Annotated in this window: 1 protein-coding gene and 1 pseudogene; both read left to right on the top strand. The window is 74.6% G+C overall.

Annotation, left to right across the window (positions count from 1 at the left end; genetic code table 11):
• Window positions 1-3: 3 nt before the first annotated feature.
• Window positions 4-15093 (top strand): SDR family NAD(P)-dependent oxidoreductase, encoded by a 15090-nt coding sequence (locus ACWDN5_RS25420; RefSeq protein ID WP_449678005.1) that lies wholly within the window; start codon window positions 4-6, stop codon window positions 15091-15093.
• Window positions 15053-16195 (top strand): annotated as a pseudogene (locus ACWDN5_RS25415) (beta-ketoacyl synthase N-terminal-like domain-containing protein); the annotation flags it as partial. The gene ACWDN5_RS25420 and the pseudogene ACWDN5_RS25415, both read left to right, overlap by 41 nt.
• Window positions 16196-16288: the final 93 nt, after the last annotated feature.

Raw genomic sequence — 16288 nt, 5'->3', positions numbered from 1 at the left:
CCGATGGCGAACGAATCGTGGAGGAAGAACATGTCCGCGCCGAACGAGCAGATCGTTGACGCACTGCGCGCTTCGCTGAAGGAGAACGTCCGCCTCCAGCAGGAGAACGCCGCGCTCACCGCGGCCGCGGCGGAGCCCATCGCGATCGTCTCCATGGCCTGCCGCTACGCGGGCGGGATCCGCGGCCCGGAGGACTTCTGGCGCGTGGTGTCCGAAGGCGCCGACGTCTACACCGGCTTCCCGGAGGACCGCGGCTGGGACGTCGAGGGCCTCTACCACCCGGACCCCGACAACCCGGGCACGACGTACGTGCGCGAAGGCGCCTTCCTGCAGGACGCGGCCCAGTTCGACGCCGGGTTCTTCGGCATCTCGCCGCGCGAGGCCCTCGCCATGGACCCGCAGCAGCGGCAGCTCCTGGAGGTGTCCTGGGAGACCCTCGAACGGGCCGGCATCGACCCGCATTCGGTGCGGGGCAGCGACATCGGCGTCTACGCCGGGGTCGTCCACCAGGACTACGCCCCCGACCTCAGCGGGTTCGAGGGCTTCATGAGCCTGGAGCGCGCGCTGGGCACCGCGGGCGGCGTCGCCTCCGGCCGGGTCGCGTACACGCTCGGCCTCGAAGGCCCCGCGGTCACCGTCGACACCATGTGCTCGTCGTCGCTGGTGGCGATTCACCTTGCCGCACAAGCCCTTCGCCGCGGTGAGTGCTCGATGGCCCTGGCCGGTGGCTCGACCGTGATGGCCACGCCGGGCGGGTTCGTCGGCTTCGCGCGGCAGCGCGCCCTGGCCTTCGACGGGCGCTGCAAGTCCTACGCCGCGGCCGCCGACGGCTCCGGCTGGGCCGAGGGCGTCGGCGTCCTGCTGCTGGAGCGGCTCTCGGTGGCCCGCGAACGCGGGCACCAGGTCCTGGCCGTCATTCGCGGCAGCGCGGTCAACCAGGACGGCGCGTCGAACGGCCTGACCGCGCCGAACGGCCCGGCCCAGCAGCGCGTCATCCGCAAGGCCCTCGCCGCCGCCGGGCTGGCACCGTCCGATGTGGACACCGTGGAGGGGCACGGCACCGGGACCGTGCTCGGCGACCCGATCGAGGTCCAGGCCCTGCTGGCCACCTACGGGAAAGACCGCGAGACGCCGTTGTGGCTCGGCTCGGTCAAGTCGATCGTCGGGCACACGCAGGCGGCGTCCGGCGTGGCCGGCGTGATCAAGATGATCCAGTCGCTGCGGCACGGGCAGCTCCCGGCCACCCTGCACGTCGACGCGCCCACGCCGCAGGTCGACTGGTCGGCCGGCTCCATCGAGCTGCTGACCGAAGGCCGCGAGTGGCCGCGCAACGGCCACCCGCGCCGTGGCGCGATCTCCGCGTTCGGCGCCAGCGGCACCAACGCGCACATGATCCTCGAAGAAGCGCCCGAAGAGGAGCCGGTGACGTACGAGCCGGCGCCCGCGGGCGTCGTGCCGCTGGTGGTGTCGGCCGCGACCGCGGCTTCGCTGGCGGCCCAGGCCGGTCGGCTGGCGGAGGTCGGCGACGTTCCGCTCGCGGACGTCGCCGGGACGCTGGTGTCCGGCCGCGCGATGCTCAGCGAACGCGCGGTCGTCGTCGCCGGTTCGAACGAAGAAGCCGTCACCGGGCTGCAGGCGCTGGCCCGCGGCGAGAGTGCCCCCGGCCTGCTGACCGGCCGCGGCTCGGGTGCGCCGGGCAAGGTCGTCTGGGTCTTCCCGGGCCAGGGGACGCAGTGGGCCGGGATGGGCCGCGAGCTCCTCGACGCTTCGCCGGTGTTCGCCGCCCGGATCGCCGAGTGCGAGACCGCGCTCGGCCGGTGGGTCGACTGGTCGCTGACCGATGTCCTCCGCGGCGACGCCGATCTCTTGGACCGGGTCGACGTCGTGCAGCCGGCGAGCTTCGCCGTGATGGTCGGGCTCGCGGCCGTGTGGGCCTCGCTCGGCGTCGAGCCCGAGGCCGTGGTGGGCCACTCGCAGGGCGAGATCGCGGCCGCGTGCGTGTCGGGCGCGTTGTCCCTCGACGACGCGGCGAAGGTGGTTGCGTTGCGCAGCCAGGCGATCGCCGCCTCACTGGCCGGCCGCGGCGGGATGGCCTCGGTCGCGCTGAGCGAAGAGGACGCGACCGCGCGGATCGAGCCGTGGGCGGGCCGGGTGGAGGTCGCGGCGGTCAACGGGCCGACGTCCGTGGTCATCGCCGGCGACGCCGAAGCCCTGGACGAAGCCCTCGACGCGCTCGACGACCAGGGGGTCCGGATCCGGCGGGTCGCGGTGGACTACGCCTCCCACACCCGGCACGTCGAAGCCGCCCGCGACGCACTGGCCGAGATGCTCGGCGGGATCCGCGCGCAGGCCCCGGAGGTGCCGTTCTACTCGACCGTCACCGGCGAGTGGGTCGAAGACGCCGGCGTCCTCGACGGCGGCTACTGGTACCGCAACCTGCGCCGCCAGGTCCGGTTCGGCCCGGCCGTGGCCGCCCTGCTCGAGCAGGGTCACCGGGTGTTCGTCGAGGTCAGCGCCCACCCGGTGCTGGTCCAGCCGATCAACGAACTCGTCGACGACGCCGAAGCCGTCGTGACCGGGACGCTGCGGCGCGAGGACGGCGGCCTCCGGCGCCTGCTGGCCTCGGCGGCCGAGCTCTTCGTGCGCGGCGTGACCGTGGACTGGTCCGGCGTGCTCCCGCCGTCCCGGCGGGTCGAGCTGCCGACGTATGCCTTCGACCACCAGCACTACTGGCTGCGGATGGGCGGGGCGGCGACCGACGCGGTTTCGCTGGGTCTCGCCGGGGCCGACCACCCGCTGCTCGGCGCGGTCGTCCCGCTGCCGCAGTCCGACGGCCTGGTCTTCACCTCGCGGCTGTCGCTGAAGACGCACCCGTGGCTGGCCGGGCACGCGATCGGCGGGGTGGTGCTCATCCCGGGCACGGTCTACGTCGACCTCGCCCTGCGGGCCGGGGACGAACTCGGCTTCGGGGTCCTGGAAGAGCTCGTCATCGAGGCGCCGCTGGTGCTCGGCGAACGCGGCGGGGTCCGCGTGCAGGTCGCGGTGAGCGGGCCGAACGAAACCGGCTCCCGCGCGGTGGACGTCTTCTCCATGCGGGACGACGGCGACGACTGGACCCGGCACGCGACCGGCCTCCTCGGCGCGTCGACGTCCCGGGAACCGGGCCGCTTCGACTTCGCCGCCTGGCCGCCCGCCGGGGCCGAGCCGATCGACGTCGGGAACTTCTACTCCGACCTGACCGAACGCGGTTACGCCTACAGCGGCGCGTTCCAGGGCATGCGGGCGGTCTGGCGCCGCGGTGACGAGGTGTTCGCCGAGGTCGCGCTGCCCGACGACCACCGCGAGGACGCCGGCAAGTTCGGCCTCCACCCCGCGCTGCTGGACGCCGCTCTGCACACCAACGCCTTCGCCAACCCGGACGACGACCGCAACGTGCTGCCGTTCGCGTGGAACGGCCTGGTCCTGCACGCCGTGGGAGCCTCGGCGCTGCGGGTGCGGGTCGCGCCGGGCGGGCCGGACGCGCTGACGTTCCAGGCCGCCGACGAGACCGGTGGCCTGGTCGTCACCATGGATTCGCTGGTGTCCCGCGAGGTTTCGGCCGCGCAGCTGGAGACGGCGGCGGGCGAGGAGCGCGACTCGCTGTTCCAGGTGGACTGGGCCGACCTGCCCGCGGCCGAACCCGTCGCCACGGACCACGTCGAGGTGCTCGAAGCCGTCGGCGGTGCGCCCCTGGACCTGACCAGCCGGGTGCTGGAAGCCGTGCAGGCGTGGCTCGACGGCGCGGCCGAGGAAGCCCGCCTGGTCGTCGTGACCCGCGGTGCGGTCCGCGAGGTGACCGACCCGGCCGGGGCCGCCGTGTGGGGCCTGGTGCGGGCCGCCCAGGCGGAGAACCCGGGCCGGATCGTCCTCGTCGACACCGACGGCGAGCTGCCGCTGGGTGCGGTGCTGGCCACTGGCGAGCCGCAGGTCGCGGTGCGCGGCGGTGCGTTCTCCGTCCCACGGCTGGCCCGCGCGGCCGGCGAGGTGCCCGATGCGCCCGCGGTGTTCAGTCCGGACGGGACGGTCCTGCTCACCGGCGGCACCGGCTCGCTCGGCGCGCTCGTGGCGAAGCACCTGGTCGCCCGGCACGGCGTCCGGCGCCTGGTCCTCGCGAGTCGTCGAGGCGTGGCTGCCGAAGACCTCCTCGCCGAGCTGACCGGGCAGGGCGCGGACGTGTCCGTGGTCGCCTGCGACGTCTCCGACCGCGACCAGGTCGCCGCGCTCCTGGCCGAGCACCGCCCGACCGGCGTCGTGCACCTGGCCGGCCTGCTCGACGACGGCGTCATCGGAGCACTGAACCGTGAGCGGCTGGCCGGGGTGTTCGCGCCCAAGGTCGACGCCGTCCGGCACCTCGACGAGCTGACCCGGGACAGCGAACTCGACGCCTTCGTCGTGTTCTCCTCCGCGGCCGCGCTCATGGGCTCGGCCGGGCAGGGCAACTACGCGGCGGCCAACGCCTTCCTCGACGGCCTGATGGCCGGGCGCCGCGCGGCGGGTCTGCCGGGCGTGTCCCTGGCGTGGGGCCTGTGGGAACAGGCCGACGGCCTGACCGCGCACCTGTCCGCCACCGACCAGGCCCGGATGAGCCGCGGCGGCGTGCTCGCCATGACGCCCGCCGAAGCCCTCGACATCTTCGACATCGGCCTGGCTTCCGAGCAGGCGCTGCTGGTCCCGATCAAGCTCGACCTGAAGACCCTGCGCGGCGGCGGGGAGGTCCCGCACCTGCTGCGCGGCCTGGTCCGCGCGAGCCGCCGGGTGGCCCGGACGGCGGCCGCCAGTGGTGGCGGCGGTCTGGTCCACAAGCTCGCCGGGCGGCCAGCCGAGGAGCAGGAAGCGGTCCTGCTGGGCATCGTCCAGACCGAGGCGGCCGCGGTGCTCGGCTTCAACGCGCCCGAGCTGGCCCAGGGCACCAAGGGGTTCAGCGACCTCGGCTTCGACTCGCTGACCGCGGTCGAGCTGCGCAACCGGCTGAGCGCGGCGACGAGCGTCAAGCTGCCCGCCACGCTCGTCTTCGACTACCCGACGCCGGTCGCGCTCGCCCGGCACCTGCGTGAGGAACTGGGGGAGACCGTCGCCGGGGCGCCCGCCGCGCCGACCGCGGTCGCCGCGGACGCGGGCGAGCCGATCGCCATCGTCGGCATGGCCTGCCGCCTGCCGGGCGGGGTGCTGAGCCCGGACGACCTGTGGCGGATGGTCGCCGAAGGCCGCGACGGCATGTCCGCGTTCCCCGAGGACCGCGGCTGGGACCTGGACGGCCTGTTCGACTCCGACCCGGAGCGCCCGGGCACGGCCTACATCCGGCAAGGCGGCTTCCTGCACGAAGCCGCGCAGTTCGACCCGGGCTTCTTCGGCATCTCGCCGCGCGAAGCCCTGGCCATGGACCCGCAGCAGCGCCTGCTGCTCGAAGCGTCCTGGGAAGCCCTGGAGCGCGCGGGCATCGACCCGACGAAGGCCCGCGGCGACGCCGTCGGCGTCTTCTCCGGCGTCTCCATCCATGACTACCTCGAGTCCCTGAGCAACATGCCCGCCGAACTCGAAGGCTTCGTCACCACGGCCACCGCGGGCAGCGTGGCCTCCGGCCGGGTGTCCTACACCTTCGGGTTCGAAGGCCCGGCGGTCACCGTGGACACGGCGTGCTCGTCGTCGCTGGTGGCGATCCACCTGGCGGCGCAGGCACTCCGGCAGGGCGAGTGCACGATGGCGCTGGCCGGCGGGGTCGCCGTGATGGGCTCGCCGATCGGGGTCATCGGCATGTCGCGGCAGCGCGGCATGGCCGAGGACGGCCGGGTCAAGGCGTTCGCCGACGGCGCGGACGGGACCGTCCTGTCCGAGGGCGTCGGCATCGTCGTCCTCGAACGGCTTTCGGTGGCCCGCGAGCGCGGGCACCAGGTGCTCGCCGTGCTCCGCGGCAGCGCGGTCAACCAGGACGGTGCGTCGAACGGCCTCACCGCCCCGAACGGCCCGTCGCAGCAGCGGGTGATCCGGGCCGCGCTGACCACGGCCGGGCTGCAACCGTCCGAAGTGGACGCCGTCGAGGCGCACGGCACCGGCACCGCCCTGGGCGACCCGATCGAGGCACAGGCGCTCCTGGCCACCTACGGCAAGAACCGCGAGACGCCGTTGTGGCTCGGCTCGCTGAAGTCGAACATCGGCCACACCCAGGCCGCCGCGGGCGTGGCGGCCGTCATCAAGATGGTCCAGGCGCTGCGGCACGACACCCTGCCGCCGACCCTCCACGTGCAGGAACCCACCAAGCAGGTGGACTGGTCCGCGGGCGCGGTCGAGCTGCTGACCGAAGGCCGCGAGTGGGCCCGCAACGGCCACCCGCGCCGGGCCGGCGTCTCGTCGTTCGGCATCAGTGGCACCAACGCGCACCTCATCCTCGAAGAGGCGCCCGCCGAGGAGCCTTCCGAGGCGGACGTGCCCGACGGTGTCGTGCCGGTCGTGGTGTCCGCGCGCAGCACCGCATCCCTGGCGGGCCAGGCCGCCCGGCTGGCGGACTTCCTCGACGGCGACGTCCCGCTGACCCGCGTGGCCGGGGCCCTGCTGTCGACCCGGGCGACGCTGACCGACCGTGCCGTCGTCGTGGCCGGCTCGGCCGCGGAAGCCCGGGAGGGCCTGACCGCCCTGGCCCGCGGCGAGAGCGCAACCGGCCTGGTCACCGGCACCGCCGGAATGCCCGGCAAGACCGTCTGGGTGTTCCCCGGCCAGGGCACGCAGTGGGCGGGCATGGGCCGCGAGCTCCTGGACGCGTCCCCGGTGTTCGCCGAGCGGATCACCGAGTGCGCCGCCGCGCTGGAGCCGTGGGTCGACTGGTCGCTGCTGGACGTCCTCCGTGGCGAGGGCGACCTGGACCGGGTCGACGTGCTGCAGCCGGCGTGTTTCGCGGTGATGGTCGGGCTGGCCGCCGTGTGGGCGTCGGCCGGGGTCGTGCCGGACGCCGTCCTGGGGCACTCCCAGGGCGAGATCGCCGCCGCCTGCGTCGCCGGTGCACTGTCCCTTGAGGACGCCGCGAAGGTGGTTGCGCTGCGCAGCCAGGCGATCGCGGCGGAGCTGTCCGGCCGTGGAGGCATGGCGTCGGTTCAGCTCGGCCACGACGAGGTGGCCGCGCGGCTCGCGCCGTGGGACGGCCGCGTCGAGATCGCCGCCGTCAACGGCCCGGCCTCGGTGGTGATCGCCGGTGACGCCGAAGCGCTCACCGAGGCCGTCGAAGCCCTCGGTGGCCGGCGGGTGGCGGTGGACTACGCGTCCCACACCCGGCACGTCGAAGACATCCAGGACACCCTCGCCGAGACCCTGGCCGGGATCACCGCCCAGGCACCGGTCGTGCCGTTCTACTCGACCGTCACCGGCGAATGGATCACCGGAGCCGGGGTCGTCGACGGAGGCTACTGGTACCGGAACCTGCGCAACCAGGTCGGCTTCGGCCCGGCCGTGGCCGAGCTGCTCACCCAGGGCCACGGCGTGTTCGTCGAGGTCAGCGCGCACCCGGTGCTGGTCCAGCCGATCACCGACGTGGTGGACAGCACCGAGGTCGACGCCGTCGTCACCGGAACCCTGCGGCGGCAGGACGGCGGGACGCGGCGGCTGCTGACCTCGATGGCCGAGCTGTTCGTCCGGGGCGTCCCGGTCGACTGGACCACGATGGCGCCGCCGGCCCGCGTCGAGCTGCCGACGTACGCCTTCGACCACCAGCACTTCTGGCTCAGCCCGCCCGTTGCGGCCGACGCGCCCGCGCTGGGCCTGGCCGGGGCCGATCACCCACTGCTCGGGGCGGTCGTTTCCCTGCCGCAGTCCGGCGGCCTGGTCTTCACCTCGCGCCTCTCGGCGCGGACCCACCCGTGGCTCGCCGACGGCGTCCCGAGCTCCGCCCTGGTCGAGCTGGCCGTGCGGGCCGGGGACGAAGCCGGGTGCCCGGTCCTCACCGACCTGACCGTCGAGAAACCTCTGGTCCTGCCGGAGAGCGGCGGCCTGCGGGTGCAGGTCGTCGTGAGCGGCGAACGCACGGTCGACGTGTATTCGCAGCGCGAAGGCGACGAAGACTGGACCCGGAACGCGACCGGGCACCTCGCGGCCACCGCCCCGGCGTCCGAGCCGTTCGACTTCACGGTGTGGCCGCCCGCCGGTGCCGAACAGGCCGACGGCGGGTGGCGGCGCGGCGAGGAGCTCTTCGCCGAGGTCGCGCTGCCCGAGGGGCAGGACGCCGGTGCGTTCGGCATCCACCCGGCGCTGCTGGACGCGGCCCTGCGCCCGGCGCTGGCGGACGACGAACAGCCGGCGGAGTGGCACAATGTGGTCCTGCACGCCGCGGGCGCCTCGGCGCTGCGGGTGCGGCTGGTGCCCGGCGGCGTCCTCCAGGCGGCGGACGAAACCGGCGGCCCGGTCGTCACGGCGGAATCGGTCGTGGCCCGGCAGTTCTCGGCCGGGCAGGCCCGCGCCGGATCGCTGTACCGGGTCGACTGGACCGAAGTGTCCCTTGTGGACGATGTGGTGCCGGATCAGGTCGAGGTGCTCGAAGCGTCCGGCGAAGAGCCCCTGGACCTGACCGCCCGGGTGCTGGAAGCCGTGCAGACGTTCCTCGCCGGCGCGGGGGAGGAAGCCCGGCTGGTCGTGGTGACCCGCGGTGCGGTCCGTGACGTGACCGACCCGGCCGGAGCGGCTGTGTGGGGTCTGGTCCGGGCCGCGCAGGCGGAAAACCCCGACCGGATCATCCTGCTCGACACCGACGGCGAACTCCCGCTCGGTGCGGTCCTGGCGAGCGACGAGCCCCAGGTCGCCGTGCGCGGCGGGAAGTTCTTCGTGCCCCGGATCGCCCGCGCGGAGCAGGGCGGCGACGCCGTGTTCCGCCCGGACGGGACGGTCCTGATCTCGGGCGCCGGCGCGCTCGGCAGCCTGGTCGCCCGGCGCCTGGTCGAACGCCACGGCGTGCGGAGGCTGGTGCTGGCTTCCCGGCGGGGCCCGGACGCCGAGGGTGTGGCGGAGCTGGTCGCCGAGCTGGCCGCGGAAGTGTCGGTGGTGGCGTGTGACGTCTCCGACCGCGCCCAGGTGGCCGCTCTGCTCGACGAGCACCGGCCGACCGCCGTGGTGCACACCGCCGGCGTCCTCGACGCCGGTGTCATCGAGACGCTCGACCGGGACCGGCTGGCCCGGGTGTTCGGCCCCAAGGTCGACGCCGTCCGGCACCTCGACGAACTGACCCGCGACCGGGACCTCGACGCCTTCGTCGTCTACTCCTCGGTCTCGGCGGTGTTCATGGGCGCGGGCAGCGGCAGCTACGCCGCGGCGAACGCCTTCCTGGACGGCCTGATGGCCCACCGCCGGGCCGCGGGCCTGCCGGGCCTGTCGCTGGCGTGGGGCCTCTGGGACCAGAGCACCGGCATGGCGGCCAACACCGACGAAGCCACCCGGGCCCGGATGAGCCGCCGCGGCGGCCTGCAGATCATGACCCAGGACGAGGGCATGGACCTGTTCGACGCGGCCCTGCCGTCAGCGGAATCGCTGCTGGTGCCGGCCAAGCTGGACCTGCGCGGGGTGCGCGCCGACGCCGCCGCGGGCGGGACCGTGCCACACCTGCTGCGCGGCCTGGTCCGCGCGGGCCGCCGGCAGGCTCGCACGTCGTCCACTGTGGACACTGGACTGGCCGCCCGGCTGGCCGGGCTCGCCCCGGCGGACCAGCTCACCCTGCTCCTGGACCTGGTCCGGGCGCAGGTGGCGGCCGTGCTCGGGCACGCCGACGCGAACGCCGTCCGCGTGGACACCGCGTTCAAGGACGCCGGCTTCGACTCGCTGACCGCGGTCGAGCTGCGCAACCGGATGCGGACCGCCACCGGGCTCAAGCTGCCCGCGACGCTGGTCTTCGACTACCCGAACCCCCAGGCCCTCGCCCGGCACCTGCGCGAGGAACTCGGCGGCGCGGCCGAGACGCCGGTGACCGCGGCGGCCGCGAAGGCCGACCTCGACGAGCCGATCGCCATCGTCGGCATGGCCTGCCGCCTGCCGGGCGGTGTCGCCGGTCCCGAGGACCTCTGGCGCCTGGTCGCCGAGGGCCGCGACGCGGTGTCGGAGTTCCCGGCCGACCGCGGCTGGGACCTCGAGAGCATCTACGACCCGGACCCGGCCCGTCCGGGCAAGACCTACACCCGGCACGGCGGGTTCCTGCACGAAGCCGGCCTCTTCGACGCGGGCTTCTTCGGGATCTCGCCGCGCGAAGCCGTCGCCATGGACCCGCAGCAGCGGCTGCTCCTGGAGTCCTCATGGGAGGCCATGGAAGACGCCGGGGTCGACCCGCTTTCGCTCAAGGGCACCGACGTCGGCGTGTTCACCGGCATGTTCGGCCAGGGCTACGTGGCGCCGGGGGACAGCGTCGTCACCCCGGAGCTGGAGGGCTTCGCGGGCACAGGCGGGTCGTCGAGCGTGGCGTCCGGCCGGGTGTCGTACGTGTTCGGGTTCGAAGGCCCGGCCGTGACGATCGACTCGGCGTGTTCGTCGTCGCTGGTCGCGATGCACCTCGCCGCGCAGTCCCTGCGGCAGGGCGAGTGCTCGATGGCCCTGGCCGGCGGTGCGACGGTGATGGCGAACCCCGGTGCGTTCGTGGAGTTCTCCCGCCAGCGGGGCCTCGCCGTCGACGGGCGCTGCAAGGCGTTCGCCGCCGCGGCCGACGGCACCGGCTGGGCCGAGGGCGTCGGCGTGCTCGTCCTCGAACGGCTTTCCGTGGCCCGCGAACGCGGCCACCGGATCCTGGCCGTGCTGAGCGGCAGCGCGGTCAACCAGGACGGCGCGTCCAACGGCCTGACCGCCCCGAACGGGCCCTCGCAGCAGCGGGTGATCCGGCGGGCCCTGGCCAGTGCCGGGCTGGCACCGTCCGATGTGGACGCCGTCGAAGCGCACGGCACCGGGACCACGCTGGGTGACCCGATCGAGGCGCAGGCCCTGATCGCCACCTACGGCAAGGACCGCGAGACGCCGCTGTGGCTCGGCTCGCTCAAGTCGAACATCGGCCACGCGCAGGCCGCGGCGGGGGTCGCGGGCGTGATCAAGATGGTGCAGGCGCTGCGGCACGAAGTCCTGCCGCCGACGCTGCACGTCGACGAACCGACCCCCGAGGTGGACTGGTCCGCCGGGGCGGTCGAATTGCTGACCGAGGCTCGCGAGTGGCCGCGCACCGGCCGGCCGCGCCGGGCCGGGGTGTCCGCGTTCGGCGTCAGCGGCACGAACGCGCACCTGATCCTGGAAGAGGCGCCCGCCGAAGAGCCGGTGCCCACGCCCGAGGTGCCCGTGGTGCCGGTCGTGGTTTCCGCCCGCAGCACGGCTTCCCTGGCCGCCCAGGCCGGCCGGCTCGCCGGGTTCGCGGCGGGTGACGCGCCGCTGGCGGGCGTGGCCCGGGCACTGGTGACGAACCGGGCCGCACTGACCGAACGCGCGGTCGTCGTCGCGGGCTCCCGCGAAGAAGCCGTGACGGGCCTGGAAGCGCTGGCCCGCGGCGAAGACACCGCCGCGGTGGTCACCGGCCGGGCGGGGGCGCCGGGCAAGCTCGTCTGGGTCTTCCCGGGCCAGGGCTCGCAGTGGGCCGGCATGGGCCGGGCGCTGCTCGAAGAGTCCCCGGTGTTCGCCGAGCGGGTCGCCGAGTGTGCGGCGGCGCTGGAGCCGTGGACCGATTGGTCGCTGCTCGACGTGCTGCGCGGGGACGCCGACCTGCTGGACCGCGTCGACGTCGTGCAGCCGGCCAGTTTCGCGATGATGGTCGGCCTGGCCGCGGTGTGGCAGGCCGCCGGCGTGCGGCCGGACGCCGTGGTGGGGCACTCCCAGGGCGAGATCGCCGCCGCCTGCGTGTCGGGCGCGCTGTCGCTGCAGGACGCGGCGAAGGTCGTGGCCCTGCGCAGCCAGGCGATCGCCACCCGGCTGGCCGGCCGCGGCGGCATGGCCTCGGTCGCGTTGAGCGAAGAAGAAGCCACCGCGTGGCTGGCGCCGTGGGCCGACCGGGTGCAGGTGGCCGCGGTCAACAGCCCCACCTCCGTGGTGATCGCCGGGGAAGCCCGGGCCCTCGACGAGGTCGTCGAAGCGCTGTCCGGGCAGGACGTCCGCGTCCGGCGGGTGGCCGTGGACTACGGGTCCCACACCAACCAGGTCGAAGCCATCGAGGACCTGCTCGCCGAAACCCTGGCCGGGATCGAGGCGCAGGCCCCGGAGGTGCCGTTCTTCTCGACGCTCACCGGCGACTGGATCACCGACGGTGTCGTGGACGGCGGCTACTGGTACCGGAACCTGCGCAACCGGGTCGGGTTCGGCCCGGCGGTGGCCGAGCTCGGCCGCCAGGGCCACGGCGTGTTCGTCGAGGTCAGCGCGCACCCGGTGCTGGTCCAGCCACTCAGCGAGATCAGCGACGACGCGGTGGTGACCGGGTCGCTGCGGCGCGACGACGGTGGCCTCCGCCGCCTGCTGACGTCGATGGCCGAGCTGTTCGTCCGGGGTGTGGCGCTCGACTGGACCGCGGTGCTGCCTCCGGCCGGCCGGGTCGACCTGCCCAAGTACGCCTTCGACCACCGGCACTACTGGCTCCGGCCGGCCGAGTCCGCGACCGACGCGGCCTCGCTGGGCCAGGCGGCGGCCGACCACCCGCTGCTCGGCGCGGTCGTCGAGCTGCCGCAGTCCGACGGCCTGGTCTTCACCTCGCGGCTGTCGGTGCGGACGCACCCGTGGCTGGCCGACCACGCGGTCGGCGGCGTCGTGATCCTCCCGGGCTCCGGGCTGGCCGAGCTGGCCGTGCGGGCCGGTGACGAAGCCGGGTGCACCGCCCTCGACGAGCTGATCATCGAGGCGCCGCTGGTCGTGCCCGCCCAGGGCGCGGTCCGGGTCCAGGTCGCGCTGAGCGGCCCGGACGAGACCGGCTCGCGCACGGTGGACGTCTACTCGCAGCGTGACGGCGGCACCGGCTGGACGCGGCACGCCACCGGCGTCCTGTCGTCGGCGCCCGCCCAGGCCGCGGCGTTCGACTTCCGGGCCTGGCCGCCCGCGGACGCCGAGCGCGTCGACGTCGGCACCTTCTACACCGGCCTCGCCGACCGGGGTTACGGCTACGGGCCGGCGTTCCAGGGGCTGCGGGCGGTGTGGCGGCGCGATGGCGACGTCTTCGCCGAGGTCGTGCTGCCCGAGGACCTGCGCAAGGACGCGGGCCGGTTCGGCGTCCACCCGGCGCTGCTCGACGCGGCCCTGCAGGCCGCGACCGTCGGTGGTGAGCCCGGTGAGCCGGTGCTCGCCTTCGCGTGGAACGGCCTGGTCCTGCACGCCGCCGGTGCCTCGGCCCTGCGGGTCCGGCTTTCGCCGAGCGGCTCGGACGCGCTGTCCGTCGAAGCCGCCGACGAGACCGGCGGCCTGGTCCTGACCATGGACTCGCTGGTGTCCCGGCCGGTTTCGGCCGAGCAGCTGGGCGCCGCGGCCGGCCCGGGCCACGACGCGATGTTCCGCGTCGGCTGGACCGAGCTCCCCGCGGGCCGGCTGACGGCCGCCGTGGAGGACGCCGAAGTCCTGGAGGTCGCCGGAGGTGACTCCGCGCTGGCCGCGACCACCCGGGTGCTGGAGAAGCTCCAGGCGTGGCTGGCCGGACCCGAAGCGGAACGCCTGGTCGTCGTCACGCGCGGGGCGGTGCCCGCCGGGGGCGACCACACGCTGACCGACCCCGCGGCGGCGGCGGTGTGGGGCCTGGTCCGGTCCGCCCAGGCGGAACACCCGGACCGGATCGTCCTCCTGGACACCGACGGCGAACTCCCCCTGGACGCCGTCCTGGCCGCGGGCGAGCCGCAGCTCGCGGTCCGCGGCACGACCCTGCTCGTGCCCCGGCTGACCCGCGTCACCCGGATCGCGGACACGCCCGCCGCGTTCGACCCGGACGGCACGGTCCTGGTCTCGGGCGCCGGATCGCTGGGCACGCTGGTGGCCCGGCACCTGGTGACCCGGCACGGCGTGCGGAAGCTCGTCCTGGCCAGCAGGCAGGGCCTGGACGCCGACGGCGCGAAGGACCTGATCAGTGACCTGCCCGACGCGGATGTGTCCTTCGTGGCCTGTGACGTCTCGGATCGCGGCCAGGTGGCCGCTCTCCTCGCGGACCTCCCGGAGCTGACCGGGGTGGTGCACACCGCCGGCGTCTTCGAGGACGGCGTGATCGAGGCGCTGACCCCCGAGCAGCTGGCGAACGTCTACGCGGCGAAGGTCGACGCGGTCCGCCACCTCGACGAGCTCACCCGGGACCGGGACCTCGGCGCCTTCGTCGTGTTCTCGTCCGTCGCCGGCGTGATGGGCGGCGGCGGCCAGGGCCCGTACGCGGCGGCCAACGCCTTCCTGGACGCGGCGATGGCCCACCGCCGGGCCGCGGGCCTGCCCGGCCTGTCCCTGGCCTGGGGCCTGTGGGAGCGCAGCAGCGGCATGGCCGCCCACCTCAGCGAGGTCGACCACGCGCGGGCCGGCCGCAACGGCGTCCTGGAACTGAGCCGGGCCGAGGGCCTGGAGCTGTTCGACCTCGGGCTGCGGATGGCCGAATCGCTGCTGGTGCCGATCAAGCTCGACCTGGTCGCCCTGCGCGCGGGCGCGGTGCCGGTGCTGTTCCGCGGCCTGGTGCGGCCGGCCCGGAGCCAGGCCCGTTCGGTGTCCACTGTGGACCAGGGGCTGGCCGGGCTCGCCCCGGCCGAGCGGGAGGCGCGGCTCGTCGACCTGGTGCGCGGGCAGGTCGCGGTCGTGCTCGGCTACGACGGCCCGGAGGCGGTCCGCCCGGACACCGCGTTCAAGGACACCGGGTTCGACTCGCTGACGTCGGTGGAGCTGCGCAACCGGCTGCGCGAGGCGACCGGCCTGAAGCTGCCCGCCACGCTGGTCTTCGACTACCCGAACCCGTTGGCCGTGGCCCGGTACCTGAGCGCGCGGCTGGTGCCGGAGAGCACCGGGAACGGGCACGGCGCGGACGGCGACCGGCTGCGGCACGCGCTCGCGGCCGTCGTGACCGAAGAGCCGTCGATCGCCGACCTCGGTGTCGACGACCTCGTGCAACTGGCTTTCGGCGACGAGTGATGGGGAGCAAGTGGTGAGTGCGTCGTATGAAAAGGTCGTCGAGGCGCTGCGGAAGTCCCTCGAAGAGGTCGGCACGCTGAAGAAGCGGGTCACCGCCGCCAGCGAGCCGATCGCGATCGTCGGCATGGCGTGCCGGCTGCCCGGCGGCGTCACCGGCCCCGCCGACCTGTGGCGGCTGGTGGCCGAGGGCGGCGACGCCGTGTCGGAGTTCCCCACCGACCGCGGCTGGGACCTGGACACCCTGTTCGACGCGGACCCCGACCACGCGGGGACGTCGTACACCGACCAGGGCGGCTTCCTCCACGACGCGGCCCTGTTCGACCCGGGCTTCTTCGGGATCTCGCCGCGGGAAGCGCTGGCCATGGACCCGCAGCAGCGGCTGCTGCTGGAGGCGTCCTGGGAAGCACTGGAACACGTCGGCCTCGACCCGACGTCGTTGAAGGGCACCGACGTCGGCGTGTTCACCGGCGCCGGCGGCTCGGGCTACGGCGGCGGCCTGACCGGGCCGGAGATGCAGAGCTTCGCGGGCACCGGGCTGGCGTCGAGCGTGGCGTCGGGCCGGGTGTCCTACGTGTTCGGGTTCGAGGGCCCGGCCGTCACGATCGACACCGCGTGCTCGTCGTCGCTGGTCGCGATGCACCTCGCCGCGCAGGCCCTCCGCCAGGGCGACTGCTCGATGGCACTGGCCGGCGGCGCGATGGTGATGTCGGGCCCCGACTCGTTCGTCGTCTTCTCCCGGCAGCGGGGACTGGCCGCGGACGGCCGGTGCAAGGCGTTCGCCTCGGGCGCCGACGGCATGGTGCTCGCCGAGGGCATCAGCGTGGTCGTGCTGGAGCGGCTGTCGGTCGCCCGGCAGCGCGGGCACCAGGTGCTGGCCGTGCTGCGGGGCAGCGCGGTGAACCAGGACGGCGCGTCCAACGGCCTCACCGCCCCGAACGGCCCTTCGCAGCAGCGGGTGATCCGCGCCGCGCTGGCGAACGCCGGCCTCGGACCGTCCGATGTGGACCTCGTCGAGGCGCACGGCACCGGGACGAGCCTGGGCGACCCCATCGAGGCGCAGGCGCTGCTGGCCACCTACGGGCAGGAGCGGGAGACGCCGCTGTGCCCGACAGTACGACCTGGAGTGCACTCCAGGTCAAATCCGCACCCTGGTCATCGATAACACTGTTCCGATACGCTCGGTGCATGGCGCGAC

This window comes from Amycolatopsis sp. NPDC003731 (genome assembly GCF_053586895.1).
The sequence above is the reverse complement of the archived record's forward strand: the minus strand, read 5'-3'. Positions and strand labels throughout refer to the sequence as shown.

Bases quoted from the DNA above. Each gene is read 5' to 3' on its own strand.
- ACWDN5_RS25420 (WP_449678005.1), top strand. From the start codon at position 4: ATGGCGAACGAATCGTGGAGGAAGAACATGTCCGCGCCGAACGAGCAG.